The organism is Marinomonas rhodophyticola, assembly GCF_026113935.1.
Taxonomy (GTDB): Bacteria; Pseudomonadota; Gammaproteobacteria; order Pseudomonadales; family Marinomonadaceae; genus Marinomonas; species Marinomonas rhodophyticola.
Window position 1 is genome coordinate 1,030,910 of sequence record NZ_JAPEUL010000007.1, and the last position, 16,526, is coordinate 1,047,435.

Here is a 16,526-nt window from a genome sequence, read left to right on the forward strand (position 1 = left end):
CATAGCATTTGTTATGTCGACTTTTTTGTTTTAAGGAATGCGATATGAATTTGATGAACCCAACTACCGGTCCTGTTGCTATTACAAGTAATGGCCTTGTTCCAATGGTTATTGAACAGACTGCTCGTGGAGAAAGGTCATTTGATATTTACTCGCGCTTACTTAAGGAGCGAGTGATATTTTTAGTTGGTCAAGTTGAAGATCACATGGCTAACTTGGTTGTCGCTCAGTTGTTGTTTTTAGAATCAGAAAACCCAGATAAAGACATTCATTTGTATATTAATTCGCCTGGCGGCTCTGTAACAGCTGGTATGTCCATTTATGATACTATGCAGTTTATCAAGCCAGACGTAAGTACTATGTGTATTGGTCAGGCTGCCAGCATGGGGGCGTTGTTGTTAACAGCGGGCGCAGCAGGAAAACGTTATTGCTTACCAAATTCACGAGTGATGATCCATCAGCCATTGGGTGGTTATCAAGGTCAGGCCTCTGATATTGAAATCCATACTCGCGAGATTCTAAGCATCAAGCATAAACTAAATGAAATCATTTCCTTTCATACAGGCAAGCCGATTGAGCAAGTTGCCATGGATACGGACCGTGACAATTTCATGAATCCGCAAATGGCAAAAGAGTACGGCTTGATTGATGAAATTTTGCAGAAACGAAAAGTTTAACAAAAGGGTGGAATAGATGTCGGATGATAAGTTTAGCCGTGGCGACCACTCTGATCGGTTATTATATTGCTCTTTTTGCGGAAAGAGCCAAGACGAAGTAAAAAAACTCATTGCAGGACCGTCTGTTTATATCTGCAATGAGTGCGTGGATTTGTGTAACAACATTATTACGCAAGAGTTGTCTCAAATTGCGGATGACAGCAGCGCTGGTGATGAGTTGCCAACGCCAGCAAAATTGAGCGCCGCACTTGATGATTATGTTATCGGGCAAGACAAGGCGAAGCGTGTCTTAGCGGTTGCCGTTTATAACCATTACAAACGTTTGCGTCACCAAGGTAAAACAGACACCAGTATTGAGGCTCGGTAAGAGTAATATTTTGCTAATTGGCCCAACAGGTAGCGGTAAAACCTTGCTTGCTCAAACGCTTGCACGCGTTCTGGATGTGCCTTTTACTATTGCGGATGCAACAACCTTGACCGAAGCGGGTTATGTTGGCGAAGACGTAGAAAATATTATTCAGAAATTGCTGCAAAATTGTGATTATGATGTTGAAAAAGCACAGCGCGGCATTGTTTATATTGATGAAATAGACAAGATTTCTAGAAAATCAGATAACCCTTCCATTACCCGTGATGTATCTGGTGAAGGTGTTCAGCAGGCTTTGCTAAAATTAATCGAAGGAACGGTTGCTTCTGTGCCTCCGCAAGGTGGTCGTAAACATCCTCAGCAAGAATTTTTGCAAGTAGACACATCCAATATTTTGTTTATTTGTGGTGGTGCGTTTGCGGGCTTAGAGCGCGTGATTAGTGATAGAACCGAAAAGAGCAGTATCGGCTTTTCTGCCACAGTGAAAAGCAAAGAAGAAGGGCGTTCTTTTTCTGAAGCGGTTCACCGTGTGGAAACTGAAGATTTGGTTAAATTTGGTTTGATTCCAGAATTCGTAGGTCGTTTGCCAGTGGTTGCGACATTGTCTGAGTTGGATGAAGAAGCATTGATGACCATTTTGAGTCAGCCTAAAAATGCGCTAGTTAAACAGTACCAGCATCTTTTTGAACTGGAAGGTGTAGAGCTTGAGTTTTCTCCCGAATCCTTGCGTGAAGCCGCCAAGTTGGCTTTGGAGCGTAAAACGGGTGCTCGTGGTTTGCGTAGTATATTAGAATCTGCACTGTTGGATTGTATGTATGAGCTTCCAACTCGTAATGATGTTGTGAAAGTGGTTATGGATGCAACTTCCATTCGCGGTGAGTCAGCGCCATTGATGGTGTTGGAAAAAGAAGAGTTGGCTAAAAACGCCTAACTCTTCAAAGCCTGATAGCGACATCTAAAGCCGAATTTAAGTATTATTGCTTGAATTCGGCTTTTTTTATGATGTTTCCTGTCAAAACACTGTGTAGACTAAATTCAAATGGTGATAGTGCTTGTAATTTTGGGCTTCGCCCCTATCTCTTTCCTAATCAATGTTGAAATATAAAAGTGCGCGTTTTTCTTATGTGCCCAGATTGGAAAAAAATATGACAGATTCTTTACTCCTTCCAATGTTGCCACTGCGTGATGTGGTTGTGTATCCCCATATGGTGCTGCCGCTTTTTGTAGGTCGTGCTAAATCCATCGCGGCTTTAGAGTCGGCTATGGAAAATGATAAATATGTGTTTTTGGTTGCCCAGCAAGATGCGTCTAAAGATGATCCTGCCATGGCGGATCTTTATTCAATTGGTACCACTGCAAAAGTAATGCAATTGTTGCGTCTGCCGGATGGCACGGTAAAAGTGCTGGTCGAAGGTAGTAAGCGTGCACGCCTTGAAAAGATGGAAGAGGCAGATGGTTTTGTTTTGGGTCGTATTGTTGAATTGGATTTGAAAGAGGAAGACAAAACTGAGCATGGCGTGATTCGTCATGCCCTGCTTAAGCAGTTGGACGAGTATGTGGCTGGTAGTAAGCGTATTCCGGCTGAAGTGGTTGCGTCACTAAAATCCATAGATGATTTGGCAAAATTGATCGACAACATCACCGGCCACATGAGCTTAAAGCTTGAAGATAAGCAAAAAGTGTTGGAAATAGATTCTCTGACAGGGCGTGGTGAGTACCTTATTGGTTTGATGGATGGCGAACTTGATATTGCTCACTTAGAAAAGAGCATTCGCAGCCGTGTTAAGAAGCAAATGGAAAAAAGCCAGCGTGAGTACTATTTGAATGAGCAAATGAAGGCGATTCAAAAAGAGTTGGGGGACATGGAAGATGGCAGTAATGAACTGGATTTGCTGCAGGAAAAAATTGCTCAAGTTGGTATGTCTGATGAGGCAAAGGAAAAGGCGGAAGGGGAGTTGAAGAAACTTCGCATGATGTCACCTATGTCGGCAGAAGCCGCTGTGGTTCGTGGTTACATTGATTGGCTAACGTCCTTGCCTTGGAAAAAACGCAGTAAAGTGCGTAATGACTTGGCGTATGCTGAAAAAGTATTGAACCAAGATCATTATGGTCTTCAAGATGTTAAAGAGCGAATTCTCGAATTCCTTGCTGTGCAGCAGCGTGTGAAGAAAGTAAAAGGCCCTGTTTTGTGTTTGGTTGGGCCTCCAGGTGTGGGTAAAACGTCTCTTGGTCAATCCATCGCGAAAGCGGTGAATCGTCAATACGTTCGCATGGCGCTGGGTGGGGTGCGTGATGAAGCTGAGATACGCGGTCATCGCCGTACTTACATTGGCTCAATGCCGGGTAAGTTGTTACAGAAACTGTCTAAAGTAAAAGTGAAGAACCCGCTCTTTCTGTTGGATGAAATCGACAAAATGGGGATGGATCAGCGTGGTGATCCAGCGTCTGCGCTTTTGGAGGTGCTTGATCCGGAACAAAATCATACTTTCAATGACCATTATCTTGAAGTGGATTTTGATCTGTCAGATGTGATGTTTATTTGTACGTCAAACAGCATGAATATACCAGGGCCTCTTCTTGACAGGATGGAAGTGATTCGAATTCCTGGTTATACCGAGGATGAGAAGCTGAACATTGCTAAGCGTTACTTACTGCCTAAACAAGTTAAATTGGCAGGTTTGAAAGAACGCGAGATTAATGTAACCGATGCGGCTTTGATGGATGTGATTCGTTATTACACCAAAGAAGCGGGTGTTCGTGGTCTAGAGCGTGAATTGAGTAAAATTTGCCGCCGAGTTGTGAAAAAGCAAGCCTTGAGCAAAGAAAAAGAGTCTGCCGCTGTGGAAGTGACAAGCGACAATTTAGAAGATTTTTCTGGGGTGCATAAATTTAGTTACGGCAAAGCAGAAGAAAAAAATCAAATTGGTCAAGTAACCGGACTGGCATGGACCTCTGTAGGTGGTGAATTATTGACCATCGAGGCGGCAGGAGTGCCAGGTAAAGGTCGCCATGTGAAAACTGGATCCCTCGGAGATGTCATGCAGGAGTCCATTCAAGCGGCGTTAACCGTGGTGAGAAGTCGTGCCGTTGGTCTTGGAATTGACGATGATTTTCATGAGAAAACAGATTTGCATTTGCACGTGCCGGAAGGGGCGACTCCGAAGGATGGGCCAAGTGCCGGTGTGGCAATGTGTACGGCGATTGTGTCTGTGTTAACTAAGATCCCTGTTAAAGCCTCTGTGGCGATGACTGGCGAGATTACGTTGCGCGGGGAAGTGCTACCCATAGGTGGACTCAAAGAGAAGCTTCTAGCGGCTCACAGAGGTGGTATAAAAACCGTTATTATTCCACAAGAAAATGCTCGTGATTTGAAGGAAATTCCTGATAATATCAAGGCAGACATTGACGTCATACCTGTTAAATGGATTGATGAGGTGCTTGATATCGCTTTGGAGTACATTCCTTCGCCAAAAAAGGTAGAAACCTTGCCTTCGAGTGAAAAAACTGTTGATGAACAAGAAACTGTAAGTCATCATTAGAAGCATATCCTGTGTTGACAGGGAGTAGGTCGGGCTTGTATAACTTCTCGCTCGGCCTTTTTGGTAGGTTATATTGCGCCGAAAAAAATACTAAGGAACCACGAAAATACTGAAGGGGTACAACGTGAACAAATCTGAATTGATTGATGCTATTGCAGCGTCTGCTGATTTATCTAAAGCTTCTGCTAGCAATGCTCTTGACGCTACTCTAAAAGCAATTGAAGCGGCTTTGGCAAAAGGTGACCAGGTTACACTAGTTGGTTTTGGTACTTTTGCAGTGAAAGAACGTGCGGCGCGTACAGGCCGTAATCCTCAAACTGGTGAGGAAATCCAAATTAAAGCAGCGAAAGTTCCTGGTTTTAAAGCCGGTAAAGGTCTAAAAGACGCTGTAAACTAATGTTTTTGGAGCAGTAGTTCAGTTGGTTAGAATACCTGCCTGTCACGCAGGGGGTCGCGGGTTCGAGTCCCGTCTGTTCCGCCATTAGACACAAAAGGTGTATTCCAAGCGGAATGCACCTTTTTTATTTGTCATTTAATTCATTCATTCGGAGGCAGTAATGCTCCAGGATATAAGAGATAAGTCACAAGGCATTGTGGTAAAGATCATTGTTGGTTTTATCGTTGTGACTTTTGCTCTATTTGGCGTAGACGCCTTGGTTCAAAGTTTTAACTCATCCGATACGGTTGCCGAAGTGGATGGGGTCGATATTTCTCGAACACAAATGTTGCAAGGCGCAGAAACTCAGCGTCGTCAGTTGATTTCTATGATGGGCGGTCAAGTTAACCCTGCATTGTTGGAAGATAACCTATTACAGCGTCGTGCATTGGAAGAGCTTATTCAGCGTGTCGTACTAACGAATCAGGCTAAAGAGTTAGGCTTGGGAGTGTCTGATGCTCAAGTTAATGCTTACTTGTTGCAAGCTGAACAATTTCAAACGGATGGACAATTTGATCAAAACAAATATTTGAACTTTATACGATCACTTGGCTTTACGCCTTTAGCTTTTAAAGAGCGAATTAAGCAGGATGTTTTGATTCAGCAGCCACGTAATGCGATTGCAGGTTCTGAGTTTGTTTTGCCTTATCAGGTTGATAGTGTTGCGAAGCTGCAATCTCAGCAGCGTTCTTATGATTATGTTTCTTTCTCGTTAGCAAGCGAGTCAGAAAATACGAATGTGTCAGAAGAAGAATTACAAGCTTACTACGAGGCAAACAAAGACAATTTCAAGACACCAGAACAGGTGAAAGTGAATTATGTGGTTGTTTCAAGCGCCGATTTTTATAGCAAAGTAAACGTCACGGATGCTGAATTACAAGAAGCATATCAAGCTTCTATTTCAGGTTTGACGCAAGAAGAAAGATCAGCATCGCATATTTTGATAGAAACATCGGATCGCAGTGATGCTGACGCGCAAAAACGTGTTGATGAGATTCAAGAGAAGTTGAAATCTGGTGAGGCATTTGCCGATTTAGCGGCAACCTATTCAGATGATATTGGTTCTAAAGACGATGGTGGTAATTTAGGTTACGTTGAAAAAGGCACCATAGATCAGGCTTTTGATGATGCGTTATTCTCAATGCAGAAAGACGAAGTGAGAACAGTAAAAACACAGTTTGGTTACCATGTTATCAAGTTAGATGATATCACTAAGCCAGATGTGCCTAGCTTTGCTTCACTAGAAGCGGATCTAAAGCAAAAGCTATTAGATGAGAAAGCCAGAGACGCTTTGTTGACTGCGCACGAGGATATTACGGATTTGGCGTATGCAAGTGATAAATTAGACGCAATCGCTAAAGAGTACGGCGTCGATGTCTTGCAAAGTGCCTACTTTGGGCGCGATGGCGGCTCTGATGAGATATCAAGCAACCCTGCGGTGATTGCAGCGGCGTTTGATGTGCCGGTATTGGAAGACGGTCAAAACAGTAATTTGATTGAATTGAACGAAGACCAAGTGGTTGTGATTCATTTAAATGATCATAAGCCAGAATCTTTCCAATCTTATGAAGAAACAAAAGAGCAAGTGGCTTCGATTGTTGTGCAAAACAAAGCAGTAGAATCGCTTAGAGCGAAAGCAGAAGCGGCGAAAGACGCGGAAGGTACTGCTTGGTCTTCTGTGAGCGATGCACAGCGTGGTCAGGACGAAATGACATCATTGGCTTTCTCTATGCCGCACCCAGATGATAAGCCTGTTGTGGCAATCAAGGGGTTGTCTAATGGGGATTTGGCTTTGATTCGTCTGAATAAGGTCGATGTGGGTAATGACGTTGCACCTGATGATCAAAAGTTAGCTTATGAGCGTTACTTGAGTCAGACTCAAGCGACTCTTAGCACGCAAGGTCAGCAAGACTTCTTGAAAAATAATGCAAAAATAGAAAGATAAATTACTATTACGCGTAACAAAAAAGCCACTTCTATCATGAAGTGGCTTTTTTTTGTTTGACGGTTCTTGTGGATCAATGAGCTGAGGTGATGTTTGTTTTGTTGAAATCAAACTAAAGACATTAGCCAGTGGTTCGAGGGCACAAAAAAAGCCTGGCCTGTTGTGGCGCGAGTGTATTTCATAAGGTGATCTGTATTACCCTGTTCATCGCCTTTTACCATACTTTCGAGCATTTGATTAAAAATGACAGGGGTTTTGCTGTAGCTTGCAAACATGAGGCCTTTTTCTGTTAAAGAGGCGAAAGGCATGCTGTGACGCAAGATTTCCAAAGAGCGACCTTGCTCATCTTTTAATGAGGTTCGCTTGGTATGAGCATGAACAGATTTTTCTGCAGAAGGATACTCTTGGTTGCTGTGTTTGGTTCGACCGTAAATATCCTCTTGGGTTTTTAAGTCTTCTTTTTCCCATTTGGCTAGGTCGTGGACAAAGCGCATTAAATTAAAATACGAGCCATTTTTGAAGTCTGGATCCTCGTCATCAACGAGTGCCACCGCTTTGCGTTTTTCTCCTTCAGGATTTTCTGTGCCGTCCACAAACCCTGTCAAATCACGGTTATCTAGATATTTAAAGCAATTGACTTCTTCTACCAGCGTAACGCTTTTGCCAAAGGCGGCAAACAATGTGGTGCCTAACTGGTAGGTCACATCTCGACGAGAAGAGCGAATATGTAGCACAAGGTCCACGTCCGTCGGCAAGATTTCTGTTTCTTGGCCTACAATGTGGGGGAAAGGAGACAGCAGTTGTGGGCGCTTAGTGTCTAGCGTGTCCCATATTTGGCTGCTAAGGCCGATACTGGCATGCAGCGCCGCATCAGGAAATTGTTGTTGCATTCCTTCGATTAGCCGAGGGGCGGCCGCTAACGTGTCTTTAAACGTTTTGATTTCGGATTTATTGACATTAAGTGTGATAAAGAGAGCGTCACTAGATGCTTCGGCAATAATACCGGATTGAAAAGGTGTCATTATGGTCGTCCTTACTGACGCTAAAGGTCATTAGAAATTGGGGTAGAGTGTTTTCAGTTGACTAGCCTGAGACGGCTTGGCTTGGCCGCTGGTGTACTCTTCTAGCGCTTCGGCAAGAGGGTGTCCTTGCCATTCATGAGCTGGGTTATTTGAGTACAGCATCAATTCAGCTTCCATTAGTAATTGTGTAACCTGAACAGTTGTGAGGCGTTTGATATCATCGACGCTGCGAATTTCATTGTCGCCCCAGCGATGACGTGCCCATTCTAACAAACTCGGTCTTAGGGAAGGTAGATCGTTTTGGTTGCAGCATTCCATTAAGGCTTTAAACGCGCTCTGCTCATCGTAAGTGCTGAGTGGCGCAAAGTCCTGCAACGTAGGAACTTGGTAAGTATTTTCTGGCTCTGTTTTCTTGCGTTTGAACCACAGCACAGCCCAACTGGCCGTCATAACCGCTGCCAGTAGAAGCAACCCAGCGATGAGGTACTGGCGAACCGTATAACCGTCATGTGCGGGTGTGATTTTCACCGCCAAAGGCTTGGGTTGGTTTTGGGTATTAGGTTCGGCCACTTGTTGCGGTGGTTGCGAAGGCTCTACAGGTTTTTTTGCCAGAGAGATGGGAGCCATAGAACGCGTTGGCTCTGGTGATGCTTCGCTTACAACGGGCGGTGTTGGTGTTGAATCGCTGGCTTTGTTTGTGCTGCTGGGTAGTGGCGCAATCTCGATGCTTTGCGTGGTCGCACTGGCCACGCTGATGGCTTGTTTTTCTGTGTCCCAGTAAGGGATATTAATGTCGGGCAATACCAGTGTGCCTTCTTGAGTTGGAACAACTTCAATCGTTATGCTCTGGCTGCCTATGACCCCCGCAGCGGTTTTTGAGTATCAAATTTCGGTGGTTGAGGATACAGTTTGTAGAGGCGTGTGCTATTAAAGTCTACCGCTGGAATTTGTTCTGGCAATGCGCCTTTCGCTTTTATATCAATGGTCCAAACCAGTGTATCGCCCACTCTTGGTGAAGCGTCTGATTTTGTGAGCGAAGTGGATACGGTGACGGCTTCGCTTGGCAACCAAGCATCTGCTGTGTAGCTTGCAGGAATAGGAATAACTTGAAGGTTCAAAGGTTCACTTTGCACCTTGATCATTCGGCGTCCAGTGGAGGTGTTGACCATGGCTTGGATGCTTTGTGGTGGTATAGTGACTTGGCCACTACGCTGTGGAAACACCATATACTCTCGTGTGATGACTTGGTACTGGGTGCCATTGATCGTCTGATAACTCATCTGGTCATCTATCAGTCTTTCAATGATCAAGTCAGGATGAGAGGGTATTGCTCGATTGGCATTCTGCAGCGCGACAGATGTATAAAGCTTCACGCTGAGCGTGATTTCTTGTTGAAGGTATGGCTCTGTTTCAGATACTTCTGCTTTTAGCATTACTGGCGGATTGCCATTACTGTCCAGTAGCTGAGGAGAGCTTTTGACCGTGAGTCTAACGGGTTGCGATTGAAGGTCGCCTATTTGTATCGGCGGGATTTCAACGGTACCAACCGATTTTGGCATTAAGCTAACAACCCAAAAGTTCAACGCAGTGCTGGTGCCGAGATTAAAACTAAACTGGCTGTTTTGGCTTTTGCCTAAGATGTTGAAATCGCGCTCAAGGGGAGTGAGATCTGGACCGTTTCCGGTATTGGAAAAATCAGCGCGCAGCGTAAGTTGGACCACTTCATTTTCGGTGACGACATTTTTATTAAGCGTCGCGGTAACACTGGCGGCTTGAAGAGAGCTTGAAAGCACAATAAAAAGCACAGCCATCATTAGTGAGAAAAACAGGCGCTTCAGCGTGTTTTGCGAAATTAATGAAAGGGAATATTGCTTTGTTACCATGGGTTTTGCCCATCCTCTTGCGAAAATCGAGTGTCATTGCGTTTTTCTTGGTGTAAGTACCAAAGTTTGCGCTGCAGCAATAATCCAGGGTCGTCTTGGATTTGCCTTAGCCACTGGTTTAATGCCTGTTGTTTTTCTTTATTCAGCGGTATTTTTTCCGCTTCGTCTTGGTTTTCATTGTCTGAGTGTTCATTTTGCTTATTATCCTCAGGTGTTTTGTTCTTGTCTTGTTTTTCGTTCTTTTTATTGTCATTTTTTGAGTCAGATGACTCTTTGGCGTCATTTTGGTCGCTAGAACGGGAAGCGTCGTCCTGGTTTTGTTCTTGTTTTTGCTCTTGTTCTTGATTTTGTTGGTTTTTGTTTTCGTTATCTTTTTGTTCTTGTTGCTGGTTTTGTTGTGATTGTTGTTGCTTTAAGTAGTCCAGATTCTCTTTGGCCGCCTTGAAAGAAGGGTCCTGTTCCAAGGCTTTTCCATAGGCTTGGATGGCTTTTTCAATGTCGCCAGACAAGGCCAATGCGTTGCCCAAATTATAATTCTCCGCAGCGTTTCTACTGAGGTTATCAAGTTGCTGAATGGTGTCTGGATAATTTTCTAACGCGTAAGCGGAGGCCGCTTTCCAATCAGGGCGTTGGAAATATTGATCGGCCGTTTGCCAATCGCCTTTATCTACCGCCTGCTGACCTTTTTGATCTGGTGTTAAAAACCAATCCAGTGGTGAGGCGTATGACTTCTCTGCAGGAAAAGACAATACGCCAAGTAACAGCATAAAAAGCATGCCTTTTCTAAACTGGAGTCCTAGCCACAGTAAAAAGGGCAAAGCAAACCAGTGGCCTTGCTCTATCCAATGAATGCTTTTGTTTTGAGCTTTTTGAGTCTGTTGATTGTCCATTGAAGTATTGGTGATTTGTGTGATTTCTTGCGGCGTCAAACGACCCTGATAAAACTGCCCGCCAAGGGCAGTTGTCATATTCTTGAGTTCGTCTATCGGGGTAATGGGTGTAACGTTTTTTCCATTTTTTCTGAGCACTTGCCCATCGGGTAATTGGATGAAAGTGGTATTGGTTGTGCCAACCGCAATGAGGCTTAATTGTATGTTTTTATCTTTAAACAATGCTGGAATGGCGGTTTTATCTTGTTCGCTAATGTCGTCCGTTAAGACAATAAGGCGCAGTGGCAAGGTATCATCCGTACTGAGCGAAAGTGCTGCTTCGAGGCCACTGGTTAGATTGCTGCCGTACGTTGGCATGATGATCGGATCTAATGCCAGCAAAAAATGGGTAATGGTTTCTCTATCTTGGCTAAAAGGGCTAATAACAAAACCCTCGCCAGCAAATGCCACCAGCGCAATGTCGCCTTCTTTGCTTTGCTCTAGTATATCTCGTATCGTCTGTTTTAATTGAGTTTGTCGATTGGGCTTGATATCGGTCGCGTACATGGATAAAGATTGATCGACAACCAAAACGGTTTTTTGGGTGTTTTCGAACATGGTAGTGGGTGCTTTTGTCCAGCTGATGCCCGCCAAGCCAATCCAACACAGTGATATTGCGATTAAACCAAGCCACTTGTTCGTATTGCTGGCGCTATTTTGATAGACCAAATGCGGCATTAAACGTGGGTCGACCACTTTATTGAGTGTGCTTTTGTTCGCGCTTTTTGCCGTAATAAACAAAGCCAATAGCAGGGTAATAGGGAGTAAAATTAGCCAGTAAGGCCGTTCAAAATGCACCGCATCAAACAGCATCATGCTTTGTCTCCTTTACGCCAAATTTCTCGGTTCCATGACAAGGAGTTGCTGGTCAGTAGGGCCAAACCAAAAAACAGCATGGAGGCTAACCCTAGCCAATGGAATAAGCTGGTTAGTGGGCGTTGCCATACCTCTTCGGCGGGGGTGGGTTCCAAGGCGTCAAGCGTTTGATAGATAGCGTGCAGGTCTTCCGTGCTTTTAGCGCGGAAATATTCGCCACCGGTTTGCGCGGCGATATTCTTCAATAGCGTTTCATCTAGGTCAGTGGATGGATTAATCGCTTTTGGTCCGAAGAAGCTTTGTACAATCATGCTATCGGCACCAATACCAATGGTATGTATTTTGACATTCTGCGACGCCGCAAAGGTGGCTGCCTGTTGCGGCTGGACGCGGCCAGCGGTATTCGCGCCATCCGTCATTAGGATAAGGACTTTTTTATCGGATGGTTTGTCTTCCAAGCGTTTAATACCTAAACCTATGGCATCACCAATGGCAGTCTGTTCGCCAGCAAAACCAATTTGTGTTTCTTGCACCAGCTGATTAATGGTTTTGGTATCAAAACTTAACGGGGCTTGCAGATAGGCTTTAGAGCCAAACACGATAATACCAATCCGATCACCACGACGTTGTTGGATAAAATCAGAGAGAACCGATTTTGCGGCTTCTAGTCGGTTTGCCGATTGATTATTGAGCGTCATATCGGTGACTTGCATGCTACCAGATAAATCCAAAGCAATAAGCAAATCGCGTCCAGAGGGCGTGACTTTTGTTGGCTCGCCAAACCAAACAGGTCGTGTCATAGCAAAGATTAACAGCACCCAAGACAAGAGCAGGAGTAGGTAGCGCCATGATAGACCTTTGGACGTTGCTTTACGGTCTTGATGATGGATTAACTGTCCTGTATTTCCCCACCAAATACCGTCGCCTTTGGGTTTGGCTTTGGGGAGGAAATACATAAAAAAAGGCAAAGGTAAAAGAAGGAGAAACCAAGGCCAAGATAGCTCAAGCATGGTGTTTCCTTATCCAATAACAGGTTGTTTTTAGCATGGCAGTACGTTGTTGTTTGGTGAGTTCAATCTGACTTCTATAAGGGCCATCGATAAATTCGTTGCCAATGACTGAAAATTGTCGTTTTGTGGGCAAGGTTTTGTCTAATATTTCAAACAGCGTTTTGCTTGGTAGCGCCGCGGTTTCTATTTTTCCTTCACTCATCAAGCAGCGGCGAACCATTTCGTGACACAGTAAAATGCAGTCTTTGTCGTTAAGTTTGCCCGCTTTTTGGGTAATGCCGGCTAAGGCTTCGCGTCGGTAAGTGCGCTTCTTGTATCGTCGATAGTAAAAGATCAGTGCGCCGATTAATAACAAAACAATCGCAGCAACTATTAGCCAAGTCCACCACACGGGTGGCCACATAGGGACGGATTGCGGCAGCATGTAGGCTTTGTTTGGTAAGTCAATGACCTGTGACGGAGCTTGAACTGGCGTGAGCGCGGCAGACATTAGTGCAGTGCTCCTTGTGACAATAGATAACGGGCGATTTTTTCGGGAGATTCTGTGATATCAAATATTTGATGGCGAACACCAAAAGACATTAGTTTGTTACGCATTAAGGTGTTTTGTGAGAGAAAATCGGCTTTTGCCTGTTGCATACTGTTTTTGCTGATAGAGACCGATTGAATGCCGCTGTTGTCTGCTATTTGGTATTGTCCAGCGGGTAAATTAAAGACGTTACTATCAATGATTTGTATCCAGTGAACAGTATTGTGCTCGGCTAGCTTTATCAATGCGCTTTCTTCGTCATCATTCCAGCTTTGTTTGTCCGTCAGGATGATCACATCTTTATTATGAGTTTTGCGGGTCAGTGGGGTATTGGACCAAATACTGACCGTGTTATGGTCACAGGATCGATGCACTAGTTTAGAGGCGTCTTTTAGGGTGCTTAGCAGGGTCGACAATGTGGCCACTTTATTGCTGGCATGCTCTTGATCGCCATAGGTCATGCGATAAGACAGTGTGTCGCCTTGTTGTTTTGAGCGCCATGCGATAATCCCAGCGAGCTGAATAAAGCGTGTGGAAATAAAGGTATGGCGAGTACCAAAATAGGCGCTACTAGACAGGTCTAACAAGAGAAGTCGCTGGTGGTCATTTTCTTGGGCATACAATCGAGTATGAGCGTGGCCAGTGCGAGCGGTTACCCGCCAATCTATGTGGCGCAAATCGTCGCTGGCTTGATAGGCCCGCAGCTCAAGCATTTCCATGCCGTGGCCTTTTTGTCGCGAGCGACGTTCACCAGATTGAGTGGCAAAACGAATGGCTTTTGGCGCTCGTCCTAAATGTTTGGCATAGTTTGCCAGCAGCGAAAAGTGGGCGTCATCCAGCTCTGGCGATTCAGGTGATAATAATGGAACTCATTGTGCTATTGCCTTTTACTACTATGCTATGAGTGACTATGCTTTGAGTTACAGTGCTGGCACATGACTGATCAATCGCTTCAATAAATCATCAACCGATAATCCAGCGGCTTGTGCTTCAAACGTGGTAATGATGCGATGGCGCAATACTGGCAAGGCAACTTGGCGAACATCATCTGGTGTCACAAAGTCTCTGCCGTTTAATAATGCATTGGCTCGAGCGCAACGATCCAGCGCAAGCGTACCCCGTGGACTCGCTCCAAACTCAATCAAATTAGTGCCTTTGCCCGCTTCGCCCAAGTAACGTTCAGGTTGGCGAGTGGCCATAACAAGCTGCACTATGTATTGCTCAACGCTTTCTGACATATATAAGGATAAAGCTTTATGTTGAAGTTCAAGAATATCATGGGGCTTGCAAATGGGTTGTGGTTTGCTTGCTGAAGTCTTGTGTAAGTCTTGTTGGCGAACCAGTCTTAGTACATCTAATTCGCTGGCTGCACTCGGATAACCAAGATTGATCTTCATCATAAAACGATCAAGCTGCGCCTCTGGCAAAGGATAAGTTCCTTCTTGCTCTATTGGGTTTTGTGTGGCGATAACAAAAAACAGCGCTGACAGTGGGTAGCTGTGATTGCCCACCGTGACTTGTCTTTCCCCCATGGCTTCCAGTAATGCTGATTGCACCTTGGCAGGCGCTCGGTTGATCTCATCCGCCAGCACGATATCATTCATAATGGGGCCAGGGACGAAACTAAATTTCCCTGTTTCTTGCTGGTAAATATCAGAGCCCGTCACATCGCCGGGTAATAAATCTGGTGTGAACTGAATACGCTGGAAACGACTGTCGATTGCGCCAGCTAGGGCTTTTGCCGCGGTGGTTTTGGCGATGCCAGGAGGCCCTTCAAGCAGCACATGGCCATTAGCGATTAAAGCGACGAGTAATTCATGAGTTAAATCTGGCTGACCAACGACGGCATGATTTAGGTGATCTTTTAATTGCTCAATTACAGTTACCATCGAACCTAGGTTCCTTATACTTCTATCAAAAAAAGTGTCAACGCAATATAATAGACTTCATCTTATCGGATTCAAATCTTTACGCACAGAGCGTTTTCTGTAAGGGTAGCGTAAGCACAGGACGAACAAAATGGCAAAAATTGTATTAAATGTGGCCCTGCCTGCGTTTAAATATGAAGCTATGTATGCTGGAGCGGCAAAAAACCTCGTCGCAAACAGTCTAGATGGGCGTAAAGTCCAGCTGCCTTTGTCGGCTTTTCAGCGGTTTGTGACCCATCAAGGGATTTACGGTTTTTTTGAAGTAGAATTTGATGACACGAATAAGCTGATTGCCGTCACTAAAGTTAGATAGCACGAATTAGAAGACCACATAAATTAGACAGCACAGATCGGATAAGGCATTTATCTGATCTTAATCGCCTAGGAGCCTTAACAATGTACCAACTTGCCCGCTCGTTACTTTTTAAATTGGACGCTGAAGTGTCCCATGAATTGTCATTGGATCTTCTTGCAGCAGGCAGTCGGTTGGGGTTGAACAAATTTCTAGGCGGATTACCGTCTACCAGACCGGTTGATGTAATGGGGCTACGTTTCCCCAATGCGGTGGGTTTGGCAGCGGGGCTGGATAAAAATGCCGATGCCTTTGAAGCGTTAGGCGCGTTAGGTTTTGGTTTTGTCGAAGTGGGCACCGTGACACCGAAAGGCCAAGCGGGGAATCCTAAGCCACGTTTGTTCCGTTTGCCCGAACACGAAGCCATCATCAACCGCATGGGCTTTAATAACAAAGGCGTGGATCATCTCGTGTCGCGTATTAAATCTCATCGCTATCCAGGCGTGTTGGGTGTCAATATTGGCAAAAACTTAACCACCTCGGTAGAAGACGCTGCAGCAGATTATTTGGCGTGTTTAGAGTCGGTTATTCCTTACGCGGATTACATCACCGCCAACATCAGCTCGCCAAATACGCCTGGTCTTCGCAGCTTGCAATTTGGTGAAAGCTTGGCGCAATTAATCGCGCCATTGGTTGCGGCGCGTGACCGTTATGAGGCGGAACAGGGGAAACGTGTTCCATTAGCGGTAAAAATCGCCCCAGATATGACAGACGATGAAATTAAAATGGTCGCTGATACCCTCGTAGCACAGGGCGTTGATGGTATTATTGCCACCAACACGACACTATCCCGCGATGCGGTTGTCGGTCATGCCTTTGAAAAAGAAGCAGGTGGTTTGAGTGGGGCACCGGTTCGTGACGCCTCAACCCATGTGGTAAAAGTACTGGCTGAACACTTGAAAGACACACTGCCTATTATTGGCGTGGGGGGTATTTCCAGTGGTGCAGATGCGGTAGAGAAGCTGCAAGCAGGGGCACGCCTAGTACAAATTTATTCAGGTTTTATTTATCACGGACCAGAGTTAATCAAGGAAGCCATAGCCAGCACTGATGCTTATTACCGTGAGCTTGATCTCGGTATCTAAAGATCGAA

Annotated in this window: 14 protein-coding genes, 1 tRNA gene and 1 pseudogene; 8 read left to right on the forward strand and 8 right to left on the reverse strand. The window is 44.9% G+C overall.

From position 1 onward, the window contains the following. Nucleotides 1-44 precede the first annotated feature (44 nt). The 6 genes and pseudogenes from clpP to ONZ52_RS13775 all read left to right on the forward strand — a co-directional run bounded on the left by clpP (nucleotide 45) and on the right by ONZ52_RS13775 (nucleotide 6,964). A complete protein-coding gene (gene clpP / locus ONZ52_RS13750; protein WP_111607686.1) occupies nucleotides 45-677 on the forward strand; it encodes an ATP-dependent Clp endopeptidase proteolytic subunit ClpP in 633 nt (210 codons plus the stop codon). A gap of 16 nt (nucleotides 678-693) precedes the next feature. After that, nucleotides 694-1,975: pseudogene (gene clpX / locus ONZ52_RS13755) on the forward strand (ATP-dependent protease ATP-binding subunit ClpX). Between the two features lie 214 nt (nucleotides 1,976-2,189). Then, nucleotides 2,190-4,583 (forward strand): endopeptidase La, encoded by a 2,394-nt coding sequence (gene lon / locus ONZ52_RS13760; RefSeq protein WP_265219235.1) that lies wholly within the window; start codon nucleotides 2,190-2,192, stop codon nucleotides 4,581-4,583. 124 nt (nucleotides 4,584-4,707) lie between these two features. After that, nucleotides 4,708-4,980, forward strand: coding sequence for an HU family DNA-binding protein (locus ONZ52_RS13765; RefSeq protein ID WP_012069435.1), 273 nt, complete (start codon nucleotides 4,708-4,710; stop codon nucleotides 4,978-4,980). 7 nt (nucleotides 4,981-4,987) lie between these two features. Further along, a tRNA-Asp gene (locus tag ONZ52_RS13770) sits at nucleotides 4,988-5,064 on the forward strand. Nucleotides 5,065-5,140: 76 nt separating this feature from the next. Next, nucleotides 5,141-6,964 carry a SurA N-terminal domain-containing protein gene (locus ONZ52_RS13775; RefSeq protein ID WP_265219240.1) on the forward strand — a complete coding sequence of 608 codons (1,824 nt, stop codon included), beginning with the start codon at nucleotides 5,141-5,143 and terminating at the stop codon, nucleotides 6,962-6,964. A gap of 107 nt (nucleotides 6,965-7,071) precedes the next feature. Here the strand turns inward: ONZ52_RS13775 and ONZ52_RS13780 are convergent, their stop codons facing one another. From ONZ52_RS13780 to ONZ52_RS13815, 8 genes are all read right to left on the reverse strand, one after another. Next, entirely contained in the window at nucleotides 7,072-7,986 is a 915-nt protein-coding gene (locus ONZ52_RS13780; protein ID WP_265219242.1) for a Dyp-type peroxidase, read from the reverse strand. Nucleotides 7,987-8,016: 30 nt separating this feature from the next. After that, entirely contained in the window at nucleotides 8,017-8,787 is a 771-nt protein-coding gene (locus ONZ52_RS13785) for a BatD family protein (protein ID WP_265219243.1), read from the reverse strand. Between the two features lie 53 nt (nucleotides 8,788-8,840). Beyond that, a complete protein-coding gene (locus ONZ52_RS13790) occupies nucleotides 8,841-9,869 on the reverse strand; it encodes a BatD family protein (protein WP_265219244.1) in 1,029 nt (342 codons plus the stop codon). Beyond that, nucleotides 9,863-11,614, reverse strand: coding sequence for a VWA domain-containing protein (locus ONZ52_RS13795; protein ID WP_265219246.1), 1,752 nt, complete (start codon nucleotides 11,612-11,614; stop codon nucleotides 9,863-9,865). The genes ONZ52_RS13790 and ONZ52_RS13795 overlap by 7 nt, the downstream gene beginning before the upstream one ends. Beyond that, the gene (locus ONZ52_RS13800) at nucleotides 11,611-12,624 is read right to left on the reverse strand and encodes a vWA domain-containing protein (RefSeq protein WP_265219247.1); all 1,014 of its coding nucleotides are present in this window, start codon (nucleotides 12,622-12,624) and stop codon (nucleotides 11,611-11,613) included. The genes ONZ52_RS13795 and ONZ52_RS13800 overlap by 4 nt, the downstream gene beginning before the upstream one ends. Beyond that, complete coding sequence (locus ONZ52_RS13805; RefSeq protein WP_265219250.1) at nucleotides 12,617-13,114, reverse strand: DUF4381 domain-containing protein; 498 nt, start codon at nucleotides 13,112-13,114, stop codon at nucleotides 12,617-12,619. The genes ONZ52_RS13800 and ONZ52_RS13805 overlap by 8 nt, the downstream gene beginning before the upstream one ends. Continuing rightward, on the reverse strand, nucleotides 13,114-13,872 hold the full coding sequence (locus ONZ52_RS13810) for a DUF58 domain-containing protein (protein ID WP_265219252.1): 759 nt from the start codon (nucleotides 13,870-13,872) through the stop codon (nucleotides 13,114-13,116). The genes ONZ52_RS13805 and ONZ52_RS13810 overlap by 1 nt, the downstream gene beginning before the upstream one ends. Nucleotides 13,873-14,073: 201 nt before the next feature. After that, complete coding sequence (locus ONZ52_RS13815; RefSeq protein WP_265219254.1) at nucleotides 14,074-15,042, reverse strand: AAA family ATPase; 969 nt, start codon at nucleotides 15,040-15,042, stop codon at nucleotides 14,074-14,076. Between the two features lie 130 nt (nucleotides 15,043-15,172). On the opposite strand from ONZ52_RS13815, the gene ONZ52_RS13820 reads away from it, so the two are divergent. Both ONZ52_RS13820 and ONZ52_RS13825 read left to right on the forward strand, forming a co-directional pair. Continuing rightward, nucleotides 15,173-15,394 (forward strand): DUF2835 domain-containing protein, encoded by a 222-nt coding sequence (locus ONZ52_RS13820; protein WP_265219256.1) that lies wholly within the window; start codon nucleotides 15,173-15,175, stop codon nucleotides 15,392-15,394. An 83-nt stretch (nucleotides 15,395-15,477) separates the two neighbouring features. Further along, a complete protein-coding gene (locus ONZ52_RS13825) occupies nucleotides 15,478-16,518 on the forward strand; it encodes a quinone-dependent dihydroorotate dehydrogenase (RefSeq protein ID WP_111607698.1) in 1,041 nt (346 codons plus the stop codon). Nucleotides 16,519-16,526 lie beyond the last annotated feature (8 nt).

What these genes read in the sequence shown, in the direction of transcription:
- clpP (WP_111607686.1), top strand. Translation starts at nt 45, where the DNA reads ATGAATTTGATGAACCCAACTACCGGTCCTGTTGCTATTACAAGTAAT.
- lon (WP_265219235.1), top strand. Translation starts at nt 2,190, where the DNA reads ATGACAGATTCTTTACTCCTTCCAATGTTGCCACTGCGTGATGTGGTT.
- ONZ52_RS13775 (WP_265219240.1), top strand. Translation starts at nt 5,141, where the DNA reads ATGCTCCAGGATATAAGAGATAAGTCACAAGGCATTGTGGTAAAGATC.
- ONZ52_RS13780 (WP_265219242.1), bottom strand. Translation starts at nt 7,986, where the DNA reads ATGACACCTTTTCAATCCGGTATTATTGCCGAAGCATCTAGTGACGCT.
- ONZ52_RS13790 (WP_265219244.1), bottom strand. Translation starts at nt 9,869, where the DNA reads ATGGTAACAAAGCAATATTCCCTTTCATTAATTTCGCAAAACACGCTG.
- ONZ52_RS13795 (WP_265219246.1), bottom strand. Translation starts at nt 11,614, where the DNA reads ATGATGCTGTTTGATGCGGTGCATTTTGAACGGCCTTACTGGCTAATT.
- ONZ52_RS13800 (WP_265219247.1), bottom strand. Translation starts at nt 12,624, where the DNA reads ATGCTTGAGCTATCTTGGCCTTGGTTTCTCCTTCTTTTACCTTTGCCT.
- ONZ52_RS13805 (WP_265219250.1), bottom strand. Translation starts at nt 13,114, where the DNA reads ATGTCTGCCGCGCTCACGCCAGTTCAAGCTCCGTCACAGGTCATTGAC.
- ONZ52_RS13810 (WP_265219252.1), bottom strand. Translation starts at nt 13,872, where the DNA reads ATGGAAATGCTTGAGCTGCGGGCCTATCAAGCCAGCGACGATTTGCGC.
- ONZ52_RS13815 (WP_265219254.1), bottom strand. Translation starts at nt 15,042, where the DNA reads ATGGTAACTGTAATTGAGCAATTAAAAGATCACCTAAATCATGCCGTC.
- ONZ52_RS13820 (WP_265219256.1), top strand. Translation starts at nt 15,173, where the DNA reads ATGGCAAAAATTGTATTAAATGTGGCCCTGCCTGCGTTTAAATATGAA.
- ONZ52_RS13825 (WP_111607698.1), top strand. Translation starts at nt 15,478, where the DNA reads ATGTACCAACTTGCCCGCTCGTTACTTTTTAAATTGGACGCTGAAGTG.